This is a genomic window from Sorangium sp. So ce394, from assembly GCF_051474665.1.
Lineage (GTDB): Bacteria > Myxococcota_A > Polyangia > Polyangiales > Polyangiaceae > Sorangium > Sorangium cellulosum_D.
On record NZ_CP150339.1, the window covers coordinates 4348843 to 4375286 of the forward strand.

The window sequence follows — 26444 nt, forward strand, 5'->3', positions numbered from 1 at the left end:
GCGTCTTTGCGTTGAATTTGTCTTTGCTCGCGAGGCAGATCCCTGGCGGGACGAATCCGTGGGGGCGAACCGTCGCGATCCGTCGCATCGCCAGGCATTCTGGGAGGGCGTGACGACGGATCGCACCCCCTCAGGAGGCATGGACCCAACCCCGGCCCAACCGCCGAGCCCTGGGCCCGGAGAGCTCGCGACGGTCGATCTATCGCCTCGATCCGCCGTGGTTGCGTCGCTCGCCGGCACGCTGAGCCGAGCCGTCGCCCTCGGGGACGCGGAGGCAGCCTGGGTCGTGCACGAGGCGATCGGTCGGCTGCTCGGGCTGCCGATGGCACCGGAGCGGTTAGCAAGCTTGGGCCGAACGTCGAGCCCGCCGCTCGCGTCGACTCGCTGGCGGAGCCTTGCCGCTCGCCAGTGCCCGCAGGCTCTACTGGGATCGCCCACGCGCGGCGGTTGCGTGCCGAAGCGCCCCGGAGGCATCCGGAAAGTGATGCCGGCAAGCACCAGGCCTGTGCCGGGAGGCAAGCGCGGCGGCGTGCGCAGGCGACGACCCTCTCTCGCCGCGATGCTGCATGGCGACGCCATGGCGGAACTGCGGACGCCGCGGGGAGCGGTGGGAAAACGAGTGGCGAAGCGGCTCCTGCATGCTGGCACGAAGGCGGCACGCGCACCACGCCTCGGCGCTAGAGAGCGCAGATTCAAGCACGTGCCTGGCACGCTGCTCATCCATGGTCCCGATGAGAGGCATGACCATCACCTGCTCGGTGATCGGGATCATCGCGTGGACAGCTCCGCTAGCCGGCTCTGCTGCACCCGGATGATCTCCTCCTGCAACGCTGCCCGCTCGCGCTCTGCGTTCTCGCGCGCCGACATATCGAGCGCGAGCCGGGTGCTCGGCGAGCGCCTCCGCCGCCGCGGCAGCGCGCGTCGCGGCCCGCCGCCCCCCGGCCCGCCGCTCCGCCATGGGCGATAGCCCGGCGGGTTGTCGAACTTCGCGGCGAAAACGCGCCGTCACCGCGCGGCGTGCGGCGTGCGGCGTGCGGTGTCGGCGCCGTGTGGCCAGCGCGGCTCGCACCACGGGCGTCGTCTACGAGCGCCGTCGCCCCGAGAAGACGACGCTCTACGAGATCGTGCGCGACAACGTGGAGACGCTGTACGGGGCCATCGACGACGGCGCCATCGCCGTCCGGATACCCAAGCACGCGAAGAAGGAGCTCGAAGCCTACCTCGACTGCGGGCTGCTCTGCCGCGGGTTCGCGCGGCTCCGGTGCGAGCGCTGCGAAGAGAGTCGGCTGGTGACCTTCAGCTGTAAAGGACGCGGTTTCTGCCCGTCGTGTCTGGGCCGACGCATGTGTGCCACGGCGGCGAACCTGATCGAGGACGTCCTGCCCGAGGTGGCGCACCGTCCGTGGGGGGTGACGTCTCCGTTTCCGTGGCGGCGCAGGCTCGCCCAGGACGGGGCGTTGTTCGGCGTGCTGACCCGCATCTTCGTCGAGAGCGTGGAGCGGTTCTACGAAGAGCGCGCCGCGCGCCGAGGCGCGTGCGGCGCGGTCAAGAGCGGAAGTGCTGGCGAGCCTCTTCCAGTCGGCGATGACGCGGACGGAGGGCTTCAACGAGGAGCGCGTGGGTATCGGGTGAGCGCGGCGCCGGTCCGGGTCGCGGCGCGTCCGCCGCGGAGGCGCGGTGAGGCGGCGCCGGCGATGGACGCGCCGCGGGCCCGCCCCGCGGCAGGGCTCCGCGCGAGGGATGTCTCGGTGCGGTCGGGGCCGGGGCGGACGCTCGACAGCCCCTCTCGGCGACCTCTGAAGATCGGCGATGTTCGATTCATGAAACCCGTACGATCGGCAATCGGGACATCGTCGATCACCACCTGATTACGAGTGCTCCCGACGCCTCGTTCGCGGCGGGCTCCGCCGCGGTGTGCGAGCCCGGCGCGGTCGTCGCGGGCCACGCGGGCCACGCGGGCCACGACTGCCGGCCGGGAGCGATCGCCTCATGACGCAGCGCCGCGACCACATGCCCCTCCACGCCGAAAAAAGCCGTACGTCCCGCTTGACCTTCATTCCGCGGTTGTGTGTAATCGGCTGCGCTGCGAATAGCCTTGAATTGTGGACCGTCACCCTGCCACGGCGTCGATGGACTCGCCCATCGAAGCGTGAGTACCAGCGTGATGCAGCATGGTATCCGTGCCGACAGCGCCCCTGAAACGTCGGGGGCGCGCCCGTGTCACCGGCTGCCGCCCTGGAGCTCACTCCGGTGCTCCTGGGACGGTTCTGAACGAGATGCGTGACGCCCTCGCGTCGCTGCTCGGGCTCGCACACGGCGGCTGATGTTCTGCCCCTGAAGAGACTCCTGCCACCACACACGACATGACCTATCACGACTTCAGCTCCGAGGACGCCAGCATTCACCGCTCGTTCGAGCTCCAGGCCGGGCGCACGCCCGGCGTCGTGGCCGCATCCTTCGGCCCTGACCGGCTCACCTATCAGGAGCTGAATCGCCGCGCGAACCAGCTCGCGCACCACCTGAGGAGCCTGGGCGTCGGCCGCGACGTCCTCGTCGCGCTCTGCGCCGAGCGCTCCCTGGAGGCGCTCATCGGGCTGCTCGCGGCGCTCAAGGCCGGCGGCGCCTATGTCCCTGTCGACCCCGCGTACCCGCGGGAGCGGGTCGCCTTCATGCTCGAGGACGCCGGGGCGCCCGTCCTGCTCACCCAGGCGCGGCTGCTCCCGTCGCTGCCGCGCCACGGGGCGCGCGTGGTCCTCCTGGACGGCGATCGCGATCTGACCGCGGGCTTCAGCGGCGAGGACCCGCCGGACACCACGGGCCCCGACGACCTCGCCTACGTCATCTACACGTCGGGCTCGACCGGCAGGCCCAAGGGCACGCTGCTGACGCACCGCGGCCTCACCAACCTCACCCGCGCGCTGGCCGAGCGATTCGACGTGGCGCCGGGCTGCCGCGTGCTCCAGTTCGCGTCCCTCAGCTTCGATGCGTCGGTCTGGGAAATCGCGATGACGCTCGCCCGGGGAGGCACCCTGGTGATGGGGGCGCAGGCCGAGATGATCCCCGGGCCCGCGCTGCTCGATCGGATGCGCGCGGAGGAGGTGTCGATCGCGACCTTCCCCCCCTCCGCGCTCGCCGCCTTCCCCGAGGGCGCGGAGCGCTCGCTGCCCGCGCTCCGGACCCTCATCGTCGCCGGCGAGGCCTGCCCGGCCGACCTCGCCGCGCGCTGGGCGCAGGGGCGCAGGTTCATCAACGCCTACGGTCCCACCGAGTTCACCGTGTGCGCCACGATGGCCGACGGGCTCGACCCGGTTCGGGACCCCGGCGAGCCCCTCTCCATCGGCCGGCCGATCAGGAACGCGCGCTGCTACGTGCTCGACCATGCCATGCGCCCGGTCCCGGACGGCGAGGCCGGCGAGCTCTACCTCGGTGGACCCGGGCTGGCCCGGAGCTACCTGGGACGGCCCGAGCTCACGGCGGCGCGGTTCGTCCCCGATCCGTTCAGCTCCACCCCGGAGGCCCGGCTCTACCGCACGGGGGACGTGGTGCGCCGCCTGCCCGGCGGCGATCTCGCCTTCCTCGGGCGCGTGGACCAGCAGGTGAAGATCCGCGGCCACCGCGTCGAGCTCGGCGAGGTCGAGGCCGCGCTTGGGCGCCACCCTGCCGTCCGCGCGGCGGTGGCCGTCGCCAGCGAGGGCCGCCTCGTCGCCTACGTCGTCGCGCGCCCGGACGCGCCGGACGCGCCCCCGGCCGCCCCCCGGGCCGTCGTGCCCGCGCTGCGCAGCTTCCTCCGCGAGAGCCTCCCCGAGGTCATGATCCCGTCGACGTTCGTGCTGCTCGACGCGCTGCCGCTCGGCCCCAGCGGGAAGGTGGACCGCGCGGCCCTGCCGCCGCCGGACGCCGCCCGGCCCGATCGCGGCGACGGCGAGCCCCTCGCGCCGCGCAACCAGATCGAGGCGGCGATCGCCGCGGCGTGGGCCGAGGCGCTCGGGATCGAGCACCTCGGCGCCCACGACGACGTCTTCGACCTCGGGGCGCACTCGCTGCTCGCCGCGCGGGTGCTGTCGCGGCTGCGCCGCGCGCTCGGCGTCGAGCTCTCCCTGCAGAGCCTGTGCGACGCCCCCACGGTCGCCGCGCTGGCCGAGCTCGTGGAGTCGCTCCCCCGGCCGAAGCAGCGCCCGGCCGCCGCGGCCATCCGGCCTGCGCCGCGCGACCGGCCCATCCCCCTCTCGCACGGGCAGCGGCAGATCTGGCTCCACGCCTCGCTCCACCCGGGCGCGCTGTTCTACAACGAGCCGTTCTCCCTGCGCCTCCGCGGGCCCCTCGACGTCCCGGTCCTGGGGCGCGCCCTCGACGAGCTCCTCAGGCGCCACGAGATCCTGAGGAGCGTCGTCGCGGTCGTCGGCGGCGAGCCCGTGCAGCAGATCCTGCCCCCGGCGCCGCTCGATCTGCCGGTCGTCGAGCTGACCGCGCTGCCGGCGCTATCGGCTGAAGCGCGGTGGGGGCGCGCCGTCGCGCTCGCCACAGACGAGGCCCGGCGCCCGTTCGATCTCGCCCGCGGCCCGCTGCTCCGGGCCACGCTGGTCCGGCTCGACGAGGCCGACCACGTGCTGTTCGTGGTGGTGCACCACATCCTGATGGATGGAGTCTCCATCTTCGACACGCTCCCGAGGGAGCTCCACGCGCTCTACCAGGCGTTCGCCGCGGGCAGGCCGTCGCCGCTGCCCGAGCGCGCGATCCACTACGCCGATTACGCGGTCTGGCAACGGGAGCAGCAGCTGAGCGGCGCCCTCCAGCCGCAGCTCGATTACTGGAGGCGACAGCTCGCCGACCTGCCCACCCTGGAGCTGCCGACCGACAGGCCGCGCCCGGCCGCCCCGAGCCTCGCGGGGGCCCGCCACTGCGTCGCCCTGTCGCGGGAGCTCACGCTCCGGCTGAAGGCGCTGGCCAGGGAGCAGGGCGTCACGCTCTTCGTGGTCCTGCTCTCGGCCTTCAAGGCGATGCTCTACCGGTACGCGCGGCAGGACGAGGTCGTCGTGGGCACGTCCGCGTCGTGCCGCCACCCGCCGGAGACCGAGGACCTCCTCGGCTTCTTCCTGAACACGCTCGTGCTGCGCACCGACCTGCGCGGCGACCCGACGTTCCGGCAGCTGCTCGGGCGCGTGCGAGCGGTGAGCCAGGCCGCGCTCTCGCACCAGGACGTGCCGTTCGCCAGCGTCGTGCAGGCGCTCCAGCCGAAGCGGGTCCCCGGCCAGAACCCGCTGTTCCAGGTCGCCTTCGTGCTGGAGCCGCCCGTGCCGGCGCTCGATCCGGGCTGGACCCTGAGCCAGCTCGACGTGGACACGGGCGCGTCCAAGTTCGACCTGATGCTGGAGCTCGACGAGCGCGAGGACGGCATCATCGGGCGCATCGAGTACAGCACCGCGCTGTTCGACGCCCGCACCATCGAGCGGATGGCGGGCCACTACGAGGCCCTGCTCGAGGGCGCGTCGCGCGACGTCGATCTGCGCCTCTCGGCGCTGCCGCTGCTCACGCCCGAGGAGCGGAGCGCGCTCCGCGCGTGGGGCACCGCCCCGGCCGGCCCCGGGTCGGACGCGTGCATTCACCGCCTCTTCGAGGCCCAGGTCGAGCGCTCTCCCGAGGCCGTCGCGGTCGTCTTCGACGACGGCGCGGGCAACGTCACGTCGCTCACCTACCGGGAGCTGAACCGGCGGGCCAACCAGCTCGCGCACACCCTGCTCGGCCTCCGCGCGCCGGGGGCGCCGGGGGCGCCGCGGCCCGAAGCCGCGCCCGGCCCCGACGAGGGGGCCCTCGCGCGCACCGACGAGGGCGCCCTCGCGCCCGAAGACCGCGTGGCCGTGTGCATGTACCGGTCGATCGAGATGATCGTCGCGCTCCTCGGCGTGCTGAAGGCGGGCCTCGCCTTCGTGCCCCTGGATCCGACCTACCCCACCGAGCGCCTCGCGTTCATGCTGGAGCAGGCCCGGGTCCGCGTGATGCTCACCCAGGTGCGCGTCGGCGCGGTGCTGCCGGGGTGCCGCGCGCGCGTCCTCTGCCTGGACGCGGATCCCGAGGAGATCGGCCGGGCGCGCGACGACAACCCGACGGAGCTGGCGACGCCGGACCAACTCGCCTATGTCATGTACACGTCGGGCTCCACCGGCCGGCCCAAGGGCGTGGCCGTGCCGCACCGGGGCGTGGCCCGGCTCGTCAAGGGCACGACGTACGCGCGCTTCGCGCCGGACGAGGTCTTCCTGCAGCTCGCGTCGATCTCCTTCGACACGTCGCAGTTCGAGATCTGGGGCGCGCTCCTCAACGGCGGCCGGCTGGTCGTCATGCCCCCCGCGCCCGCGTCGCTCGACGACCTGGATCGCGTGATCCGGCAGCACGGGGTGACCACGGTGTGGCTCACCGCCGGCGTCTTCCACCTCCTCGTGGACGAGCGGATCACGGCGCTGCGCGGCCTGCGCCAGATCGTGGCCGGGGGGGACGTCCTGTCCCCGCAGCACGTCAACCGGGTCCTCGCCGAGCTCCCGGGGTGCCGGATGATCAACGGCTACGGGCCCACGGAGGCCGCGACGTTCGCCTGCTGCGCCGCGGTGGAGCGCCCGGTCGGCCACACGGTGCCCATCGGAAGCCCGATCCCCGGCACGAGGGTGCGCGTGCTCGACCGGGATCTCAACGAGGTCCCGGCCGGCGTCCCCGGGGAGCTCTGCATCGGCGGAGAGGGCCTCGCGCGCGGCTACCTCGATCTGCCGGAGCTCACCGCGGAGCGGTTCATCCACGATCCCATCGGCGGCGAGCCGGGAGGGCGGCTGTACCGGACCGGCGATCGCGTCCGCCTGATGCCGGACGGGCAGCTCGAGTTCCTCGGCCGCATGGATCAGCAGGTCAAGGTCCGCGGCTACCGGATCGAGCTCGGCGAGATCGAGGTGGTCCTCGGCGAGCACCCGGCCGTGCGCGAGGTGGTCGTGGTGGCGCAGCCGGCGCGCTCGGGCGACCGGCGCCTCGTGGCGTACGTCGTCCCGCACGGCGGCAGGGCCGCGGCGCCGCCCGCGCAAGCCGGGGCCCGCGCGCGCCCGTTCATGGCGGATCCGACCGGCGGGCTCGAGCGTGCGATCCGCGATCACGCGCAGCGGCGGCTGCCCGACTACATGCACCCCTCGGCCATCGTGCTGCTCGACGCGCTGCCCCTCACGGGCAACGGCAAGGTGGACCGCCGCGCCCTGCCGGCCCCCGTCGAGCTCCGCCCCGAGAGCGCGCCCATGGTGGCGCCGCGGAGCTCGATCGAGGAGCGGCTCACCGCGATATGGCAGGACGTCCTCGGCATCGAGCGCGTGAGCGTGCAGGACAACTTCTTCGATCTGGGCGGCCACTCGCTGCTCCTGATGCGCCTCCACGAGCGCGTCCGGGAGTCGTTCGGCAGCGATCTCTCCATCGTCGATGTGTTCGCGCGCCCGACGGTCACCGATCTCGCCGCGTTCCTCGCGAGCGGCAGCGGCGGCGGGAGCGACCTCTCGGAGGTCAACGCCCGGGCGCTGAAACAGCGAGAGATCCTGAAACGAAAGAAGCAGGCAGCCAAGAGCAGACAGAATGGATCCGCTTGATCAACCCGTCCCGGAGGACCAAATCGCGATCATCGGGATGGCCGGCCGCTTCCCGGGCGCGAGGAGCGTCGACGCCTTCTGGCAGAACCTGCGCGATGGGGTCGAGTCGATCGCGGCGCTCTCGGATCAGGATCTCGCCGCGGCGGGCGTGCCCCCGGAGGTGGCCTCGGACCCGAGCTACGTCCGCGCGCGGGCCGTGCTCGACGAGGTGGAGTGGTTCGACGCGGCCTTCTTCGGGATGACCCCGCGAGAGGCCGAGATCCTGGATCCGCAGCACCGCTTCTTCCTGGAGTGCGCGTGGGAGGCGCTCGAGCACGCCGGGTACAACCCCGAGGCGTTCAAGGGGACCATCGGCGTCTACGCGGGCGCGAGCGGCCACGACACGTACTTCCTGAGCAACCTTTACCCGAACCACGAGCTCAGGAAGGCGATGGACTATCAAGTCTACGTCGCCAACGACAAGGACTTCCTGCCCACGCGGACCTCGTACAAGCTGAACCTCCGCGGGCCGAGCGTCGCGGTCCAGACCGCCTGTTCCACCTCGCTCATGGCCGTCCACATGGCCTGCCAGGCGCTGCTCACCTACCAGTGCGACATGGCGCTGGCCGGCGGCGTGGCCATCAACGTCCCCACGCGGTCGGGTTACCTGTACCGGCACGGCATGATCCTCTCGCCCGACGGGCGCTGCCGCGCGTTCGACGCCGAGGCGCAGGGGACGGTGGTCGGCAACGGCGCGGGCGTCATCGTGCTGCGCCGGCTCGAGGACGCCCTCGACAGCGGCGATCACATCGAGGCGGTGATCCGGGGCTCGGCCGTCAACAACGACGGCTCGGGCAAGATCGGGTTCACCGCGCCGGGCGTGGAGGGGCAGGCGCAGGTCATCGCGCAGGCCCTGGCGATGGCGAACACCGATCCCGAGACGATCAGCTACGTGGAGGCCCACGGCACCGGCACGCGCCTCGGGGATCCCATCGAGGTCGCGGCGCTCACCCGGGCGTTCCGCGCCCGGTCCCGCGGCCAGCGCAAGGGCTGGTGCGCGCTCGGCTCGGTCAAGCCGAACGTCGGGCACCTCGACGTCGCCGCCGGCATCACCGGCGTGATCAAGGTCGTGCAGGCGCTCCGCCACCGGCAGATCCCGGCCAGCCTGCACTTCAAGACGCCGAACCCGGAGATCGACTTCGCGAACAGCCCGTTCTACGTCAACGCGGCGCTCGCGGACTGGGAGCCCGGCGACGGGCCCCGCCGCGCCGGCGTGAGCTCGTTCGGCATCGGCGGCACCAACGCCCACGCCATCCTCGAGGAGGCGCCCCACGCGGCGGCGGCGCCCGGCGGGCGGTCCTGGCAGCTCCTCCTGCTCTCCGCCCGCACGAGGACCGCGCTCGACACGATCACCGAGAACCTCGTCGGGTACCTCAAGGCGCACCCGGACGTCAGCCTGCCGGACGTCGCGTTCACGCTCCAGGTCGGCCGCAAGACGTTCCCGCACCGGCGCATGCTCGTCTGCAACGATGCAGACGAGGCGGTGAGCCTGCTGTCGACGCTCGGGGAGCGGCGGGTCCTCGCGCACGTCGAGGAGGCCATCGATCGCCCGGTCGTCCTCATGTTCCCGGGGCAGGGCACGCAGTACGCCGGCATGGCGCGGGAGCTGTACGAGCGGGAGCCCACGTTCTGCGCCGGCGTCGATCTCTGCGCGGCCATGCTCCAGCCCGAGCTCGGGTTCGATCTCCGCGAGGTGATCTACCCGCCCCCGGGGCGGGAGGCGGCGGCCGCGGAGCTGCTCAAGCAGACGCGCTTCGCCCAGCCCGCGCTCTTCGTGATCGAGTACGCGCTCGCCACGCTCTGGATGGAGTGGGGCATCCGGCCCGCGGCGATGATCGGCCACAGCCTCGGCGAGTACGTCGCGGCCTGCCTCGCGGGCGTCTTCTCGCTGGAGGACGCGCTGAAGATCGTCGCCCGGCGGGGCAAGCTGATGCAGGAGATGCCGCCGGGCGCGATGCTCGCGGTCCCGCTGCCCGAGGCCGAGGTGCAGCCGCTGCTCGACGAGGGGGGCGGCGCGCTCTCGCTCGCGGCCGTCAACGGGCCGGCCGCCTGCGTCGTGGCCGGGCCCGAGGACGCCGTCGAGGCGCTCTCCGACCGGCTCTTCGCCGAGCGCGAGCTGGAGTGCACGCGCCTCCAGACGTCGCACGCGTTCCACTCCCGGATGATGGAGCCGATGCTCGCGTCGTTCACCGCGATCGTGGCCCGCGCGCGCCCGAGCGCCCCGAAGATCCCGATCGCGTCGAACGTCACCGGCACCTGGCTGTCCGCGGCCGACGCGCAGGACCCCGGGTACTGGGCGAGGCACGTGCGCGAGCCGGTGCGCTTCATGGCGGGGCTCGGCGAGGTGCTCGCCGATCCGACGCGCGCCCTGCTCGAGGTCGGCCCGGGCCGGGTGCTCGCGACCCTGGCCAAGCAGCACCCCGCGCGGGGCGCCCGCCGGGTGATGCTCTCGTCGATCCGGCACGTCCATCACCGCCAGTCCGACATCGGGTTCCTGCTGGAGACGCTGGGCCAGCTCTGGCTCTCCGGCGTCCGCGTCGACTGGTCGGGCTTCTACACCCACGAGCCCCGCCGGCGCGTGCCCCTGCCGACCTACCCGTTCGAGCGGAAGCGGTACTGGATCGACCCGCCCTCGAGCGCCGCGCGCCGGCCGGCGCGCAGCGCGCCGGAGCCGGCCGGCCTGATCCACCTCCTGGCCTGGAAGCGCTCGGTGCTGTCGGGGTCGATGAAGGCGTCGGCCCGGCCGGCCAGGGCGCAGTGCTGCGTCGTCTTCGCCGACAGCTACGGGCTGGGCGCCCGGATGGAGATGCGGCTCCGCCGGGACGGCTACAAGGTCATCACCGTGCGGCCGGGCGAGGGCTTCGCCGAGACGGGCGAGGGCGAGTTCACCGTCGCCCCCGCGAGCCGCGCGGACCACGCGTCCCTCTTCGGCGCGCTGCGCGCGGCGGGCGTGTCCCCCTCGCGCATCATGTTCCTGTGGGGCGTGACCAAGCCCGCGCGCGCGCCGCTCGACGCCGGCCGCCTCGCGGAGGCCCAGCGGCTCGGGTTCGCCAGCCTCGTCGCGCTGGCCCAGGGGATCGGCGACGCGGGGATTCGCGACGAGGTGCGGCTCGGCGTCGTGACGAGCCACATGCAGAAGGTGACCGACGCGGCCGTGCTCTGCCCCGAGAAGGCCACGCTGCTCGGCCCGTGCGAGGCCATCCCCAGGGCGTACCCGAACGTCTCGTGCATCAGCGTCGACATCGACCTGCCGGAGCCGCGGACGCTGCAGGAGGCGAGGCTCATCGACCAGCTCCTCGCCGAGGTCACGCTGGAGCAGACCGAGCCCGTCATCGCCTACCGGAACGGGGAGCGCTGGGTCCGGATCTTCGAGCCCGCGCGCATGGACCGCGCCGAGGGCCTGCCGCCGCGCCTCCGGGAGGGCGGCGTCTACCTGATCGCCGGCGGGCTCGGGGCCGTCGGCTCCGCCCTCGCGGAGCACCTCGCGAAGGTCGCGCGCGCGAAGCTCGTGCTCACGGGCCGGACGGCGCTCCCGCCCCGGGAGGCCTGGGACGGCCTCGCCGGCGCGGGCGCCTTCGACGCGCTACGCCGCAAGATCGGCGCGGTGCTCGAGATGGAGCGGCTGGGCGCCGAGGTGCTGCTCGTGACGGCCGACGTCACGCGGCTCGACGACATGCAGCGCGCGGTGGCCGAGGGGCTCCAGCGCTTCGGGCGGATCGACGGCGTAATCCACGCGGCGGGCGCCCGCCGCGCCGTGCCCCTCCAGCGCATGACGCGCGAGGAGGGCGAGGCGCTCCTCGCCCCGAAGCTCGACGGCGCGCTCGTCCTCGACGAGTCGCTCCGGGGCCTCCGGCCCGATTTCGTCGCGCTGTGCGCCGCGCGGACCGCGGGCGCCCGCGGGGCGGGCCTCGCGGGCCAGTGCGCCGCGACCGCCTTCCTCGGCGCCTTCGCGCAGCGGCGGGCCGCCGGTGACGGCCCGCTCACGATCGCGATCGAGTGGGACCCGTGGCAGCGGCAGGACGCCTCGCGCGGCAAGGATCCCGAGCCCGCGGCCGACTCGAGCGAGGGCGGCGCGGCCGCCGCGGAGGAGGGGATCTCGCGCGACGAGGCGCTCGACGCCTGGATGCGCGTCCTCACGAGCCCCACGCCCCACGTCCTGGTCCTGAAGCGGGAAGCGCAGGCTAAGCAGCGCCCCTCGGCCAGCTCGATCGCGCCGCCCTCGCGGGACGTCGAGTCCGAGGGCATCCCGAGATCCGTCCACCCGCGGCCCGACCTCGGCACGGCCTACGTGGCGCCGCGCGATCCGCTGGAGCGCGCCGTCGCCGAGACGTGGGAGAAGCTGTTCGGCATCGAGCGGATCGGCGTCCACGACGACTTCTTCGCGCTCGGCGGCGACTCGCTGCTCGCCGTCCAGCTCATCTCCCGGCTGCGCAGCGTCGTGAACATGGATCTCCCCGGCCACAGCCTGCTCAACGCGCCGACCGTGGCGGCCCTGGCCGACCTCATCGCGCAGTCCGACTCGCCCTCATCCACCTCGCTGTCGAGGCGCTCTCCCGCGCGCCTCTTGCCCGCGTCGCTCGTGCGGATCAAGCCCGGCACCGGGCGGCCGCTCTTCCTGATGCACCCGGTCGGAGGGCACGTTTACTTCTACCACGATCTCGCCACCTGCCTGGACCCGGCGCAGCCCGTGTACGGGCTGCAGGCGCAGGGCATCGAAGGCAAGGCGCCGCCCTTGACCCGCGTCGAGGAGATGGCCGCGCGCTACCTCGAGGCGGTACGGCGGCACATCCAGCCGGAGGGCCCCTACGTGCTCGGCGGGTCGTCCTTCGGCGGGGTCGTCGCCTTCGAGATGGCGCACCAGCTCATCTCCGGGGGCGAGCGCGTCGCGCTTCTCATGATGATCGACACGCCCGCGCCCTCGGCGGTGTTCCCCGAGGATCTCGACACCCCCGAGCGCCTCGCCTACCTGATCAGCGGCGATGCGAGTCTCCCCGTCCCCGCGGAGGAGATCCGGCACCTCTCCCCGGACGAGCAGCTGCTCCACGTGCTCCAGCGCAAGAAGGGTGTCTCCCGGATGTTCCCGAAGCTGGCGCTCCAGGAGCTCGCCACGTTCCGCAAGATCGTCACCGCCAACCTGCAGGCGATGCTGCGCTACGTCCCCCGCCCCTACCCGGGTGACGTGCTCTTCTTCGAGGCGAGCGAGCGCGACGCCATGACCGTGAACAACCCGGCGCGGGGATGGCTCGATTTGATCCAGGGCCAGCTCACTGTCCACGAGGTCCCTGGCAATCACATCACCATGAATTTGCCGCCGAACGTGCAAGTCATGGCCGATCATCTGCGCGCGGCCCTCGAGGCGGCGGGACATCAGGGCTGATGTTGACGCCCGGCCGGCGGGCTCTTTACCATGGGTGTGGAGCGGCGACGGCGGCGCCCCCGCGCGGTCGCGCGGGCTCGAGTGCGGCCAGGGCGCGCGGCGGAGGTGGAGAATGTCGAAGATCACCGCGGAGCAGGCGAGAGAGGAGCACGTCGCGCTCCTCAAGGCGTGGACGAAGGCGGTGGGGGCCGTCAAGGACTACGGCTTCCTCGATCGCCACCTGGCCGAAGGCTGGCGGTACGTCGATTACAACGGAGTGCAGCGCGGCAAGGACGAGTACCTGAAGCTCGTCGACAGCATGTTGACGTACACGCAGGAGCTCCAGCAGTGCGACGTGCGTATCGTCGGCGGGGACGTCGCTATCGTGAGCGGCGTCTACCGCTCGCGCGCCGAGCTCAAGGGCGGTGTCAAGCTCGATAACACCATCGCCTTCACCGCGGTCTGGGAGCTCAAGGGCGGTGAATGGAAAGCCCTCGTGCACCACACGACGAGGATCCATGACGCGTCGTGATCGACGTCCGCGTCGACCGCGTCGAAGCGCTCCGGCGGCCGGCGCCTCGCCGGCGAGGCCGGAGAAAACGTTGACAGGGATCCTGCTTCGAGTACCGTACACTCAGGATTGTCCTATCGACGATCACCAGGGCTCTCATGGATCTTCGCCGGTTCCTCACGCACGCGGTGCAGATCGCATCTGCGCTGTCGAAACTTCATAAGTCAGGCACCCTTCACCTGGACATCCGCCCCGCGAACCTCTCCGTGCACCCGGAGAGCGGGGAGGTGTCGCTCGACGGTGGGCTGGCCGTGGTGCGCGGCGATCTCGGCCTCTCCGACGAGACGAAGATCAACCCGGAGTCGCTGCCCTACATCGCGCCGGAGCGGACGGGCCGCGTCGACTGGCCGATCGACGAGCGCGCCGATCTCTACTCGCTCGGCGTCACGCTGTACGAGCTGCTCTCCGGCAAGCTGCCGCTCGACGCCGAGGACGCGCCCGCCTGGGCGCACGCCCACATCGCGAGGGCCCCTGTGCCGCTCGCGGAGCTGGTGCATGACGTGCCCCGGATCGTCTCCGAGATCGTGATGAAGCTCCTCGCGAAGTCTCCGGAGGAGCGTTATCAGACCGCCCGCGGGCTCTGGTCGGATCTCCTCATGTGCCAGACCGAGCTGGAGGAGCTCGGGATGATCGACTCGTTCCCGCTCGGGACGGCCGACATCCCGGACCGGCTGCAGCTCCCGACGAAGATCTACGGCAGGAGGCGCGAGCGCGCGATCCTGCTCAAGGCGTTCGAGCGTGTGGTCGCCACGGGCACGGCCGAGCTCGTGCTCGTCACCGGGTACTCGGGCGTCGGGAAGACCTCGCTCGTGAAGGAGGTGCAGGCGCCCATCGTCCGCGAGCGCGGGGCGTTCATCTCCGGGAAGTTCGATCAGCTCCAGCGCGACATCCCCTACCGCACGATCGCCCAGGCGTTCGGGGAGCTCGTCCGGCAGATCCTGACGGAGAGCCCGCAGTCGCTCGCGGGGTGGAAGCACCGGTTGAGCGACGCGCTCGGCGAGGAGGGGCGGGTCATCATCGACATCATCCCGCAGCTCTCGCTGATCCTCGGCGAGCAGCCGCCGGTGCCGCCGCTCGCGCCGAACGAGGCGCGCAGCCGCTTCGTCCGCGTGTTCCATGCGTTCCTCGGCGTGGTCGCGCGCAAGCGGCACCCGCTCGTGCTGTTCGTGGACGACCTGCAGTGGGCAGATCCCGCCAGCCTGAGGCTCATCCGCGACGTCGTCGCGGCGCCCGAGAAGCGGCACCTGCTCGTGATCGGGGCGTACCGCGACAACGAGGTGACCCCGTCGCACCCGCTCATGGAGGTGCTCCGGCAGATCCACGCCACGGGCGCGCGCGTCTCGACGCTCAGCCTCGACCCGCTCCCGCACGAGAACGTCCTTGAGCTCGTCATCGACACCTTCCGCTGCGAGGACGAGCTGGGGGCTCAGCTCACCAGGCTCCTCGTCCAGAGGACGGGCGGCAACCCGTTCTTCGTGGGCCAGTTCCTGACGGAGCTCTATCGCCAGAAGCTGGTCTGGGTCGATCCCGTGAGCGCCGTCTGGTGCTGGAACATCGAGGCCATCGCCGCGCAGAACCTGACCGACAACGTCGTCGACCTGGTGCTGGGCCGCCTCAGGCGGCTGGACGGCGAGACGCAGCGGGTCCTCTCCCTCGCCGCGTGCCTCGGCGCCCGCTTCGACGCCGACGTCCTCTCGGCCATGTACGGCGAGTCGACCGAGACGACGCACGCCGCCATCTCCCCGGCCATCCGCGAGGGGCTCGTGGCGCGCCGAGGCAGCACGTACAAGTTCCTCCACGACCGCGTGCAGCAGGCCGCGTACCTGCTCATCCGCGAGGGCAACCACGCCTCGACGCACCTGCGCATCGGGCGCCTGCTGCTCGTCCAGACGCCGGAGGAGGCGCTGGAGGACCGGCTGTTCGAGATCACGAACCAGCTGAACATCGGCGCCTCCTTCATCACCGATCCGGGCGAGCGGCGCAGGACGGCCGAGCTGAACCTCCGCGCCGGCAGGAAGGCGAGGGCCTCCGGGGCCTACGGCTCCGCGGTGGCCTACTTCGCCGCGGGCTGCGCGCTGATCGGGGAGGACGACTGGGCGGGAGCCGACGATCTGCTCGCCTTCGCGCTGCACCTCGATCTCGCCGAGAGCGCGTGCGTGAACGGGGAGTTCGATCGGTCCATCGACCTCTGCTCGATGCTCCTCGAGCGCGCGCGCACGCAGCTCGACAAGGCGGCGGCCTACCGCGTCCTGATGCAGAACCACATGGCCCGGTCCGAGCACGACGCGTGCATCGGCGTCGGGCTGGAGTGCCTCGCGCTGCTCGGCATCAAGCTCGGGAGGCAGCCGGCCGACGAGGAGGTTGTCGCGGAGATCACGGCGCTGCGCGACGCGCTCCGCGATCGCACGGCCGACGAGATCCTCGGCCAGCCGAGGATGACGGCGCCGCCGATGCTCGCGGCGATGGGCGTGATGGCCGTGATGTACGCCTCGACCTTCTACACCGATCCGAACCTCAACGACCTCCTGGTCTGCCAGATGGTCCGGCTCAGCCTGCTCCACGGCAACGCGGAGCCGACCGGCATCGGGTACACGTGCCTCGGCAAGGCGCTCTGCCAGAAGCTCGGCGCGTACCAGGACGGCGACCGGATCGGCAGGGTGGGCTACGAGCTGACCGAGAAGATGAACGCGCTCGTCTACAAGCCCGAGGTGGCCAACCTCTATGGCTGTCTGATCTCGGTCTGGACACGCCACATCGACACCGGGATCGCCTGCCAGCGCGTGAGCATCCAGGCCGCGAACGAGGTCGGGAACCTGACGTGGGGGAGCTTCAGCAACATCCAGCTCACCCTGAACGTGATCGTGCGGGGCGACCCGATCGAGGAGGCGTACAAGGTCGCGGTGAGCGCGCTCGACTACGCGACGAAGGCGAAGATCACGTTCGCCGCGGACGCCGTGACGAGCATGCTGCGCCTGGTCCAGGCGATGAGGGGCGCCACGCGCCACCTCGGCACGATGAGCGCGGACGACTTCGACGAGCAGGCGTTCGAGGACCGCCTCGAGAAGGAGAGCTTCCCGAGCGTGCGGCTCGTCCATTACGTGATGAAGACCGCGCAGCACCTCCTGGCCTCCAACCCCGACGAGGCGGCCCTGGCCGCGGAGAAGGCGGAGCGCAACATCTCGGGGGGCAACGGGATGTTGTTCTCGGCCGAGTACCACTACTTCGGCGCCCTCGCCCGGGCGGCCCGCTTTTCGGGGGCCCCGGCCGAGGAGCAGGCCGGGCTCCGGCGGTCGCTCGCCGGCCACGAGGAGCAGCTGCGCGTCTGGGCCGAGAGTTGCCCCGACAACTTCGCCGGCAAACACGCGCTCGTAGCGGCGGAGCGCGCGCGCGTCGACGGCAGGCACGACGAGGCCGCGGCGCTCTACGATAAGGCGATCGTGGCCTTCCGCGAGTCCCGGTTCATCCACCAGGAGGCGCTCGCGAGCGAGCTCGCCGCCCGGTTCTACCTGGATCGCGGCTACAGCGGCCTGCCGGGGCTCTACCTGCGGGAGGCGGTGGCGTCGTACTCGCGCTGGGGCGCGAGCGAGAAGGTGAGGCAGCTCGAGCAGCGGCATGCGCTCGTCCTGAACCAGGAGCAGCGCCGCGCGACGAGCAGCGGCGTCATGACGATGGCGGCGGAGGCCATCGACGCGCAGACCGCGGTGAAGGTCTCGCGGTCGCTCTCGAGCGACATGACGCCGAAGGAGATGATGGAGTCGCTCATGCGGCTCGTCGTCGAGCACGAGGGGGCGGAGCGGTGCTGTCTCCTGCTCATCGGGGACGGCCTGCGGCTCGCCGCCGAGGCCGTGGTGGACCGCGACGGCATCAGCATCCGCGTGTACGAGCGGAGCACGGCGCCGCTCGCGACCCGCGTCCCGGCGTCGATCGTCAACTACGTCGAGCGGACGCGGGAGCGGGTGGTGCTCAGCGACGTCGGGGCGAGCGGCGCCTTCGCCGGGGACGAGTACCTCGTGCGCGAGCGGCCGAAGTCGGTGCTGTGCATGCCGCTCATGAAGAACCCCGGCGAGGTGGGCGGCCTCCTCTACCTGGAGAACCGGCTGGTCCACGGCGCGTTCATCCTGCGCCGGCTGCCGCTCCTCGAGTTCCTGGCCGCGCTGTCGCTGCAGAACACCGTGCTCCGCGGCGAGCTGGAGCAGGAGGCGCTGAAGCTCCAGCGGACCGAGGAGGCGCTGCGCCGGAGCGAGAGGGCGCTCCGGGATCTGGCGGAGTCGAGCGACGTCCCCACGTGAGGCGCGGGCCGCGCCGCCGCACCGGCGTGGTGTGGCGGCGCGGCGTTCAGGCGCTCTCAGGCGCTCTCGAGCACGTGGCCCACGCTGTCGAGGAACGGCCTGTCCGACACGGAGAGGTGGAGCTGCACGAACCGCCAGTGATCCCCGTGGCGCTCCACCGTGCAGGTCAGTCGGAGCGCGGGCAGGTCGAAGCGCACGCCGCCCATGGTGGCGTGGATACCGAAGCCGGCCGTCCCGGCGCAGGCGGCCGCTCCCCCGGCCAGCAGACGCACCTGGACATCGCCGGTGATCCTGCACACGAGGTCCTTCAGGATCTCGCTCTGCCGCCGGAACGAGGCCTCGATCTCGGCCCAGCGCGTGAAGTGCAGCTTGTCGTGTGTGCCGTAGAAGATCAGGGCATCGTCACGTACGAACATGTCGCATAACGCGTCCACGTCGCCTCGCTCGAAGGCGCGCGCGAACTCGACGAGCATCTGGCGAACCGAATCTTCTGGACTTGCCGGCTTTCTCTCCGAGGACTCCATGCGCTCCGCTGCTCCCGTACCGATCCGAGCCTGATCTCGGCCGAGCATACAGCACCCCGGAGGCGACGCGCGACGCCCTGCGCGCGAAAGCGCTCGGAGCCCGGGCGGCTGCGCGCGACAAGGGTCGTCGCGGTCACGAACACGTAACACCACACGACCCCGACCAGCGCCAGCCGACCAGGTGTCCCCTCGAACCCCGGAACCCAGCTGACCAGAGACCCCACGAGCAGGAACAGCAGCCCCACGCCCTGCAGCTGCGCGATCGACATCCGCTTCAGGAGGGCGCTGACCGAGAGCGAGGGCAGGTACATGCTCAGGAGGTGCACCTGGATCACCCAGCTCGCCTGCTGGACCGAGCGCTGCTCGACGCCGCACATCTGGAGCGGCGTCGGCACCATGAGGAGGCTCATCACCAGGAAGGCGCCCGCGCCCATGGCCACCATGGGCCAGTACAGCGCGCGGGCGCGCGCGTCCGGAGCGGCGGAGGCCTCGGCGGCGCGCGCCTCCTGCGGCCCGTACGCCGCGAACGAGAGCGCCGCCATGAGCTGGAGCGCCGCGAGCATCAGCAGGGCAGCGGGCATGTACCTGGACGTCCGCCCCTCCAGCAGGCCGAAGAGCGAGATGCCGGGGACGATGCCAGCGGCGCTGGCGAGCTGGATCATGGTCAGCAGGCCCGGCGCCCTTGCTGCTCGGCTGCCCCCTCGAGGATCGCGAAGCGATACTGCTGCACGAACGCGCCTTGCAGACCGACACCGCAGACCGCCGCGCAGAACAGCGGGAGATCGGCGCGCTCCACCGCGACCGCCGCGTTGGGCCACGACCGAGCCCCGCTCGGCGGAAAGACAGACGGAAAGTGTTGGAAATGCCGAGCTATCTTCCGGCCCCTTCTCGCTGTCGCAGAAATCCCTGGCGGGAGCTCTGACCCGCGGAACCAGTGCTCTGACACGATTCTGTTGAACGGTCGCTGATCGGGCGGCGAGCCGCTGGATGGAGCGCATTGCCGAGATACCGGTGCCGCCGCCTGCTTTCGCGAAGCCGTTCTCGTGCTTCACATTCCGGCGGGCACCGCCGGGAAGCCCACCAGGGCTCGGACGCGGCAGTGGAAGTAGTGTGCGGCTTGCCCGGCGCTGTCGGCCGGAAGAGGCTGGAGGCAGTCGATGCACAGCCTCACTCCGGAAGGCGGCTGCGGCATCAGGAGGATGTCGACGGCGAACCCGCATTCCTGCACCTCGAACAGCGCAGGACCGATGACGTCCCAGACGTCTTGCAGATAGTCGACGAGCGTCGATCGCCACACGAGGATGTCGAGTGCGCTCCGGTGCTCCGCGAGGCCTACCGCGCTCCGGTTCGGCGCGGGATAGCTCGTCACGGTGAGAGGCACTTCCCTCGACCGGCGCGCGGACGGATCGCCGAGGAGCGCGCGGAGCAACTCCGCTAGACGGTCCGACAGGTGCGCGGCTCGCTCGGGACCGCTGAGCCAGGCGAGCGTTTCCGTGCGCCACGTTTCCACGTGCAGGAGGAAGCGTTGCGTGACGATGGCCGGCGGCGCGCTCCCGAGCATCTCGGCGGCGATCAGGGGGAAGGAAGGTGCCTCTCGCGGAACGTCCAGCATGTTCTTCCTCGCCATTCACTGCCCCTTCGGGGAGCTGACGGTCGCCTTACGCTGGATCAGCGGCGGCATGATGGGGATGCGGGCGAACACGGAGGAGCCCTCCCGGCAGTAGTTATCTCGACCCTAACAGCTCTTGACGGGCGCGCCTACTCCGAAGGGTGCTCTCGTCGGGCTACGACCGGTTCGCTCGGGTCGTGGGGTCGCGCGTACGCATGCCCAGCGAACCTTCCCGCTCGCGTCGGCGCAGTGCCTGCTGGTGCTCCTGGCTGCGCTGGAGCCCCCGGAACCTGGGCCTCGGCTGCTTTCCTCCCCGGCACAGGCCTGCTGGTTGCCGGCGCGCGCAGCTCTTCAGACCGGCTCGCCGGCGCCGTCGACGCCCGCGCCGGTCGCCGGCGGGGCGGCCGGCGCGGGCGGGGCGCCGCTCGTGGCCTCGCCCTTGGCGCCGCCCTGGGACCGCCGCGCGCCGGCCTCGCGGTGCACGTCGAGCGGGCGGAGCGCCTTCCGGACGGCCTCGACGGTCGCGGGCTCGTCCTCGTCGACCATGGCGGCGACCTTTGTCGCGTAGTTGACGATGGCCGTCTGGATGGCGCGCACGTGCGTGGCGAGGTTCGATGTCGCGGCGGCCTCCTTCTGGAGCTTGTCCCGCACCATCGCGTCGTAGCGCGGCAGGACGTTGCCGATCTGCTCGAGGAACTCGGGCCCGGCGAGCGCGTCGATCTCCGGCTTCAGGCCCGCCTCCTCGATGTGCGCGAGGATGGAGGCCATGACCGTGTTCTGCACGGAGTACTCGGCCGTGAGGAACGAGAGGCCGTCATCGCCGAAGAGCTCGTTGACCAGCTCTCCGGCGCGCCGCGCCTGCGGGAAGCGCGCTTCGGGCAGCATCGAGGTCGCGATGAGGCGCATGCGCAGCGCCCCGAAGCTCGCGTCGGCCTCCCGGTCGAGCCCCCGCACGTCGTCCTCGGACAGGGCGCCGTTCACCCGGCGGCGCGCGGTGAGCGCCTTCTGGCCTGCCTCCCCGGCGGCCTTCAGCTTCGTACACGCCTTGGCGACGTTCTCCGGCGCCGCCTCCGGACAGGCTGCGACCAGCGCGTTGGCGAGGGTCACGCCATTGGCGATGTTGATGATGGGAGCGCGAACGTAGATCGAAGCATCGAACGTTGAGTCCATCGTGGCACGATGAGCATCGCCCTCTCCCACGTCCAGCGCGCCTGTCGTCGTTAACGTGCTATCGACTGCGCTGGTGCGCAGCTCAGCGGATATCTACGGAGGTGCTGGAGCGCGGGCCTGACGGTCGTGCTCGAAGTTGCCCGGAGAGAGCTCCCATGAAGGCGGGAAGGCAGGAAGAACATTGAGCTTTCCCTCCCGCCTTCGCCTTCCTGCCTTCATGTTCAATCGTGAGCACTGCCGGCCTGACACGGGCGGGATGGGCCGGTTGCATCCCGGAGCAGGGCGGGGGAGGGGCGAGGGTGGACCACCCCCCTCGAGGGGGCCTCGACGGGTCGCCGGCCCGCTCGGAGATGCCGAGGGGGTTCGTCGGCAGGTTGCCAGCGCGCTCGGAGATACCCCGGGGCTTCCCGGAACGGGTCGCCGTCGTGGTGGCGCGGGCCGATCGGGCTCTTTTCAGAGGTCGTCGACCTGCTGGAGAGGCCGGGAGGTCTCCCGGAACGGGTGATCGACCCGTCCGGCAGACCTCGAGGCCTCCGGCGCCCGCCGGCGCGGGCGTGGCGGGGCGCCGCGGCCCGGAAAAATCCGTTGCCGGATGCGGGTCGTGGTCCGTAATTCCAGTCGGGCAGGTCGCAGCCGGCCGTGGCCCCTCGCCATCGACCTGCGGCCCTTGCCTGACGCTCGAGCGGAGTCCCTTGCGCCATCCACGTCTGAACGCCATCGGGTGGAGTCTTGCCGTGTCCCTGGTGCTGGCCGCGCCGCCGGCCCTCGGTCAGGTCCCGCCGGGCGGCGCGCGGCTGTCCTACACGCGCGGCCCGGGTGCGGAGGGGTGCCCCGAGGAGCAGGCGCTCCGGGACGTCGTCGCCGCGCAGCTCGGCGGGACGGACCCGTTCGTGGACGGCGGCGGCGGCCGGCGGGTCGAGGTGGTCCTCGGGCGCAAGGGGCGGCATTTCCTGGGGGAGATCGCGCTGTACGACGGCGATGGCCGGCGGCTCGGCGGCCAGGAGCTCACGAGCGCGGCCTGCGGGGCGCTGGTGGAGGACGTCGGCACCGCCCTCGCCATCGTGCTGCGGCCGGTGCGGCCGGCGCGGGAGCCGGCGCAGTCGGAGGCGGCGCCGTCAGCGCCGACGCCGCCGTCAGCGCCGCGGCCGTCGGAGGCAGCCTCCGCGCCGGAGCCGCCGGAGACGGCCTCCCCGCGAGCGGCGCCCGCGGGTCCGCCGCGCGCGCCGGCTGCGGCGCCGGCCCCGCCGGCCCCGCCGTGCCGGCCCGTCGCGCCGGCGCGGCCGGTGGAGCGCCGTGACGCCGCGCTGGCCGGGCTGCGGCTTCAGGTCGGCGTGGGCGCGCTGATCAGCAAGGGATTAGCGCCGGACCCGGCGGTCGGGTTCTCGGGGTTCGTGGGGGCTCGATGGGTGGCGTTCTCGCTGTCGCTGGAGGGACGCGTAGACCTGCCGGTCGCCACCGACCCGTATCAGGGGAGGACATTCGCGGTGTCCTCGCTTGGCGGCTCGGTCGTCTCCTGCGGGCACGTGGCCTGGTTCTTCGGTTGCGGCCTCGTCACGGCAGGCCGCGTGCGGCGCTTCGGGATGGTCGATGTCGTGGGGGAGGCGTTGCGGCCCTATGCGGGGCTCGGGCTGCGCGGCGGCGTTGAGGTGCCGTTCTCGTACGACCTTGCCGCGCGGCTCACTGGCGAGCTCGTGGCCAACCTGGTGCGCCCCACGCTTCATCTCGGTGGCGGTGAGAATTTGTCCGTGGCCGGCACCTCCACGGCGGGAGGCTTGCACCTCGTCGCTTCGTTCTGAGCCGGGCTCGGTTGTTCGCCAATCGGCGTGCGCGGGCCTGGAGCATCACGTGTGATGGAAGCATGTGGATGCGGCTCCGCGTGGACGCAGCCGTGAGAACCCAGGTCCACCCGCCTCAGGCAGGTACCGGATCAGGGATCGGCTCAGGGCGGCAGCAGAGCGTTGCTGCGCCGAGCAACGCGACGCTGCCGGTCGGCTCGCCGCCCGTCGGCGCGCAGGTGCCCGGTTCGAGGCGGACAACGCTCGCCGATTTGCTCCCGAGCGCCGTCCCGGGGGAGATAGCGCCGCAGAAGGGGGCCGCGGAGCTCACCACCACGCCGACGGCGAGCTGCGAGCACGCCTCATCGCTGAACGCCGATGCCAGGACGCTGCAGGTGCCGCCGGTAGGTTCGGCGCAGCCGCATGGGGCGCAGCCGCGCGTGTCCTCGGCGCCCGCGTAGAAGACGTGCCGGTCCGGGTAGGTCGCCGGGCAGTCGCGCTCGCCTTCGCGGTGGATGCACGTCAAGAACCCCTCGGGCGGCGCGGCATCGCCGGCCGGCGGCGCCGGGGTGCAGGTCGTCCCGGGATCGGCGCACGGCGCGAACGCGGTGCCGGTACACGCCCGCGCGAAGACCGCGAAGCCCCCGGCGCCTTCAGGTGCCTCCGGCTCCTCGGGTCTCTCCGCGATCCTCGGCGCGCAGCTCCCCGGGAGTACGCGGGGGGCCGGTATCTCGAGCGACTGCGCACACACGGCGCCGTCGCACATCTGTCCGGCGGCGATCGCGCCGGCCGTGGTGCAGGACCCGTCCCAACCTCCGGGAGCAGCGAACGGCGTCTCGGCGGCGCCGGGAACGTCGCAGGGAAAGCTGGCGTAGGTGCTCCACGCCGCCGGTAGCTCGCACGACGCGTCCGGCGGGTCGCACAGGCAGGCCGGGCATGGGCGCGGCGCCCCCGCCGTGAAGTCCGCGCGGCCTTCGTAGGCGACGATGGGCGCGGCGGCGGGGCAGTCCGGTGCTCGGTCCTGCGGGCCGATCCAGAGCAGCGCCGGCTCGGACCAGCCGAACGGCTCCCTCGGCACGCATTGCCCCGGACAGGCCGCCGGCGTGCCGGTGTCGAGCTCGGGGACGGTCGCGCTGTCGAAATCGGCGCCGGCACCCCCGTCCGCGCAGGCGTCGCCTGCGTCAGGACCGGCATCGCCGCACGCGTCGGCGCCCTCGCCGCCATCCACCGGCTCCTCCGTCACGAGACAAGGATGGTCCTTGAATCCAGGCTCGGGATCCCAGGGGCAGTACCAGTCCTCGGGCGTTGCGCAGCCACCGGCCCAGGTCCCCAGCACGACGGCCATGGCGCCCGACGCCATCACCATCCCGCTCGTCACCCGTCGAGCCCATCGCCTCATCGTCTCACCTCGGTCGTTCCGCGGGCAGCCGCCGCGCGCGCAGCGCTATGGCGCCAGCGCCTCGGCAGGGAACCACATGAAGAAGGACGCGAGAAGCCCCCTCAGGCTCATGCAGGCTCGCGGGGTCGTGGTGGCTCGCAGGGTTACGTTCCGAAAATCATCGTTTCTTTCTCAGGATCTGCTGCGCAAAAAAATCGTGTGCCGCCCGCTTCAGCCGAGCGACCCCCGGGTCACCAGAGGCCCCCATCGCACCGAGAGCCCGTGGCAGCCGCATGGACGCCCGGTCCCCGACGCGCCTGGTTGATTTCGCAACGGAACACGGAGACGCCACGTAAGCGGCAGGCGGGCGTCGGCGAGCGAGGCGGCTGCAAGCGCAGCCGGCGGACCGCACGACCCCCCGGTCCTGTCTTTTTTCTGCCCCGCGTACGATTTCGCCACAATCCAGCCCGCCTCGCGGGAAGAAGCGGCGATGACGGAGCCTCAACCCCCCCGGCCTCCGCTGGCCCCCGACCACGACGCCGACCCCGGATCGGCAGCCGACGCCGACCCCGGATCGGCAGCCGACGCCGGCGCCGGGCCGGCGCCCGAGCCGCCCCCGCGGCCGTCCTTCGAGGAGGTCTATACGGGCCTGCTCCGGTACGTCCTCCGGGTGCTCTGGCGGATGGGGGTCCCGGCGAGGCACCTGCGCGATGTGGCCCAGGAGGTGTTTCTCGTCGTCCACCGCCGCTTCGGGGACTACGACCCTCGCTTCTCCATGAAGGCGTGGGTGGCGAGCATCGCGTCGCACCTCGCCCTGCGGCACCAGCGGCTCTCCCGGAACCGGCGGGAGCTGCTCGCGCGGTCGGACGCCGAGCGCATCGACGTCGCGGACCCGAGCGACGACGCGGAGCAGCGGTTCGCGCAGGCCGAGACGCAGCGGATCGTCCGGGCGCTCGTCCAGCGCATCGAGGGCGACCGGCGCGTCGTGTTCCTCCTGTACGAGCTCGAGGGGATCGAGATGCGCGAGATCGCCGCGGCGCTCGAGATCCCGGAGAACACCGCGTGGGACCGGCTGCGGCGGGCCCGCAAGGAGTTTGCGGCCGCGGTCGTGCGGCTCGGCGCGAGGGAGCGCGACGCGCTCGGCGTGCACGCGCGCTCCGCCCTGGCGCCGCTCGCCCTGGCCCACGGGCCGCTGCTGCTCGAGCTGGGGGACGCCCGGCTCGACCTGCCGGAAGGCCTCGGCGAGCTGCTCTGGGCGCGGCTTCAGGCGCGGCTCGCCCGCCCGGAGGGCGACGGGGGCGCGCCGGCCGGCCAGGCTGCGCGCGCCTTCCCGCCCGGCGACGCCGCGGCGGAGGCCGTCCTGGGGTGGGAAGCGCGCCGCGCCCCGGCGAGCCTCGCGCGGGCAGGCATCCGGGTCGCGCGGGCGAAGCTCGCCGCAGCAGGCGCGGCGCTGTTCCTGGGCGGGGCCGGCACCGGCGCCGGCGCGCTCTACGCGGCCCTGCCGCGCCCCGCCCCGCCGGAGAGCGCCCTCGTCCGCGGCGACGTGCTCGCGGCGGTCCCGGCCAGCGCGGGCGCGCCGGCCGCGCGCGCCGACGTCGCTGCGGCGTTTTCCTCGGCGGCGCCCGCGCAGGCGCCGCCCGCCGCGCCCGGCGCGAAGGCGGCCCTCCCGCCGATGGACACCGACTTGACCCTGATCCAGCGCGCGATCGCCGCGCTCGGAGCGGGAAGGGCGACCGAGGCGCTCGAGGCGCTCGACCGCCACGCGCGGAGCTACCCGCGCAGCCCGCGAGCCCAGCAACGCGAGACCCTGGCGATCCAGGCGCTGGACCAGGCCGGCCGGCGCGCCGAGGCCGCGGCGCGCGCCGCCCGGTTCCGCGAGGCGTTCCCCGGCAGCGCCTACCTGCCCGCCATCGAGGACGCGTTGAACGGCGCACCGTGAAGACGAGCCCACGCCCCCACGCCCGCTCGCGTCCTCGATCGGAACAGAGAGCCGTCAAGGCACCGTGAGCACCAGGAGATCTGCTCCGGCGCGAGCGCCGCGTCGGCGCCACGTGCGTGAAAACGAGCGTGCCTGATCGATTTTGCAGCGAAGCGCGGGGTCGCCGGGGAACTCGCGCGCATGGACGCGT

The 26444-nt window shown here is 72.4% G+C and carries 14 protein-coding genes; 8 read left to right on the forward strand and 6 right to left on the reverse strand.

Annotated features, from left to right (window positions below; genetic code table 11):
• Positions 1 to 1049: 1049 nt before the first annotated feature.
• From WMF33_RS16155 to WMF33_RS16175, 5 genes are all read left to right on the forward strand, one after another.
• The gene (locus WMF33_RS16155) at positions 1050 to 1868 is read left to right on the forward strand and encodes a transposase zinc-binding domain-containing protein (RefSeq protein WP_437337970.1); all 819 of its coding nucleotides are present in this window, start codon (positions 1050 to 1052) and stop codon (positions 1866 to 1868) included.
• 495 nt (positions 1869 to 2363) lie between these two features.
• Positions 2364 to 7604: an amino acid adenylation domain-containing protein gene (locus tag WMF33_RS16160; protein WP_437337971.1), complete on the forward strand. Its 5241-nt coding sequence runs from the start codon at positions 2364 to 2366 to the stop codon at positions 7602 to 7604.
• Positions 7591 to 13020 carry a type I polyketide synthase gene (locus WMF33_RS16165; RefSeq protein WP_437337972.1) on the forward strand — a complete coding sequence of 1810 codons (5430 nt, stop codon included), beginning with the start codon at positions 7591 to 7593 and terminating at the stop codon, positions 13018 to 13020. Before WMF33_RS16160 ends, WMF33_RS16165 begins: the two co-directional genes overlap by 14 nt.
• A gap of 112 nt (positions 13021 to 13132) precedes the next feature.
• Positions 13133 to 13531, forward strand: a complete 399-nt coding sequence (locus WMF33_RS16170; protein WP_437337973.1) for a nuclear transport factor 2 family protein — start codon at positions 13133 to 13135, stop codon at positions 13529 to 13531.
• 137 nt (positions 13532 to 13668) lie between these two features.
• A complete protein-coding gene (locus WMF33_RS16175) occupies positions 13669 to 17859 on the forward strand; it encodes an ATP-binding protein (protein ID WP_437337974.1) in 4191 nt (1396 codons plus the stop codon).
• A gap of 56 nt (positions 17860 to 17915) precedes the next feature.
• On the opposite strand, the gene WMF33_RS16180 is transcribed toward WMF33_RS16175, so the two are convergent.
• From WMF33_RS16180 to WMF33_RS16195, 4 genes are all read right to left on the reverse strand, one after another.
• A complete protein-coding gene (locus WMF33_RS16180; protein ID WP_061614382.1) occupies positions 17916 to 18332 on the reverse strand; it encodes a nuclear transport factor 2 family protein in 417 nt (138 codons plus the stop codon).
• Positions 18251 to 19045: a hypothetical protein gene (locus WMF33_RS16185; protein ID WP_437337975.1), complete on the reverse strand. Its 795-nt coding sequence runs from the start codon at positions 19043 to 19045 to the stop codon at positions 18251 to 18253. Before WMF33_RS16185 ends, WMF33_RS16180 begins: the two co-directional genes overlap by 82 nt.
• Before the next feature lie 2 nt (positions 19046 to 19047).
• Positions 19048 to 19179 (reverse strand): hypothetical protein, encoded by a 132-nt coding sequence (locus WMF33_RS16190; protein ID WP_437337976.1) that lies wholly within the window; start codon positions 19177 to 19179, stop codon positions 19048 to 19050.
• Positions 19180 to 19431: 252 nt separating this feature from the next.
• A complete protein-coding gene (locus WMF33_RS16195) occupies positions 19432 to 19752 on the reverse strand; it encodes a hypothetical protein (protein ID WP_437337977.1) in 321 nt (106 codons plus the stop codon).
• Between the two features lie 160 nt (positions 19753 to 19912).
• Here WMF33_RS16195 and WMF33_RS16200 point away from each other — a divergent pair, with 160 nt between their 5' ends.
• Complete coding sequence (locus tag WMF33_RS16200; RefSeq protein WP_437337978.1) at positions 19913 to 20107, forward strand: hypothetical protein; 195 nt, start codon at positions 19913 to 19915, stop codon at positions 20105 to 20107.
• A 236-nt stretch (positions 20108 to 20343) separates the two neighbouring features.
• On the opposite strand, the gene WMF33_RS16205 is transcribed toward WMF33_RS16200, so the two are convergent.
• Complete coding sequence (locus WMF33_RS16205) at positions 20344 to 21162, reverse strand: hypothetical protein (protein WP_437337979.1); 819 nt, start codon at positions 21160 to 21162, stop codon at positions 20344 to 20346.
• Between the two features lie 734 nt (positions 21163 to 21896).
• Between WMF33_RS16205 and WMF33_RS16210 the strand changes: the two genes are divergently transcribed.
• Positions 21897 to 22958, forward strand: coding sequence for a hypothetical protein (locus WMF33_RS16210; RefSeq protein ID WP_437337980.1), 1062 nt, complete (start codon positions 21897 to 21899; stop codon positions 22956 to 22958).
• A gap of 115 nt (positions 22959 to 23073) precedes the next feature.
• On the opposite strand, the gene WMF33_RS16215 is transcribed toward WMF33_RS16210, so the two are convergent.
• The gene (locus WMF33_RS16215; protein ID WP_437337981.1) at positions 23074 to 24336 is read right to left on the reverse strand and encodes a hypothetical protein; all 1263 of its coding nucleotides are present in this window, start codon (positions 24334 to 24336) and stop codon (positions 23074 to 23076) included.
• 469 nt (positions 24337 to 24805) lie between these two features.
• On the opposite strand from WMF33_RS16215, the gene WMF33_RS16220 reads away from it, so the two are divergent.
• Complete coding sequence (locus WMF33_RS16220) at positions 24806 to 26254, forward strand: RNA polymerase sigma factor (protein WP_437337982.1); 1449 nt, start codon at positions 24806 to 24808, stop codon at positions 26252 to 26254.
• Positions 26255 to 26444 lie beyond the last annotated feature (190 nt).

Excerpts from the sequence above, each read along its gene's own strand:
- WMF33_RS16220 (WP_437337982.1), top strand. The coding sequence starts at position 24,806 with ATGACGGAGCCTCAACCCCCCCGGCCTCCGCTGGCCCCCGACCACGAC.
- WMF33_RS16165 (WP_437337972.1), top strand. The coding sequence starts at position 7,591 with ATGGATCCGCTTGATCAACCCGTCCCGGAGGACCAAATCGCGATCATC.
- WMF33_RS16170 (WP_437337973.1), top strand. The coding sequence starts at position 13,133 with ATGTCGAAGATCACCGCGGAGCAGGCGAGAGAGGAGCACGTCGCGCTC.
- WMF33_RS16215 (WP_437337981.1), bottom strand. The coding sequence starts at position 24,336 with ATGAGGCGATGGGCTCGACGGGTGACGAGCGGGATGGTGATGGCGTCG.
- WMF33_RS16205 (WP_437337979.1), bottom strand. The coding sequence starts at position 21,162 with ATGGACTCAACGTTCGATGCTTCGATCTACGTTCGCGCTCCCATCATC.
- WMF33_RS16180 (WP_061614382.1), bottom strand. The coding sequence starts at position 18,332 with ATGCTCGTCGAGTTCGCGCGCGCCTTCGAGCGAGGCGACGTGGACGCG.
- WMF33_RS16175 (WP_437337974.1), top strand. The coding sequence starts at position 13,669 with ATGGATCTTCGCCGGTTCCTCACGCACGCGGTGCAGATCGCATCTGCG.
- WMF33_RS16160 (WP_437337971.1), top strand. The coding sequence starts at position 2,364 with ATGACCTATCACGACTTCAGCTCCGAGGACGCCAGCATTCACCGCTCG.
- WMF33_RS16185 (WP_437337975.1), bottom strand. The coding sequence starts at position 19,045 with ATGATCCAGCTCGCCAGCGCCGCTGGCATCGTCCCCGGCATCTCGCTC.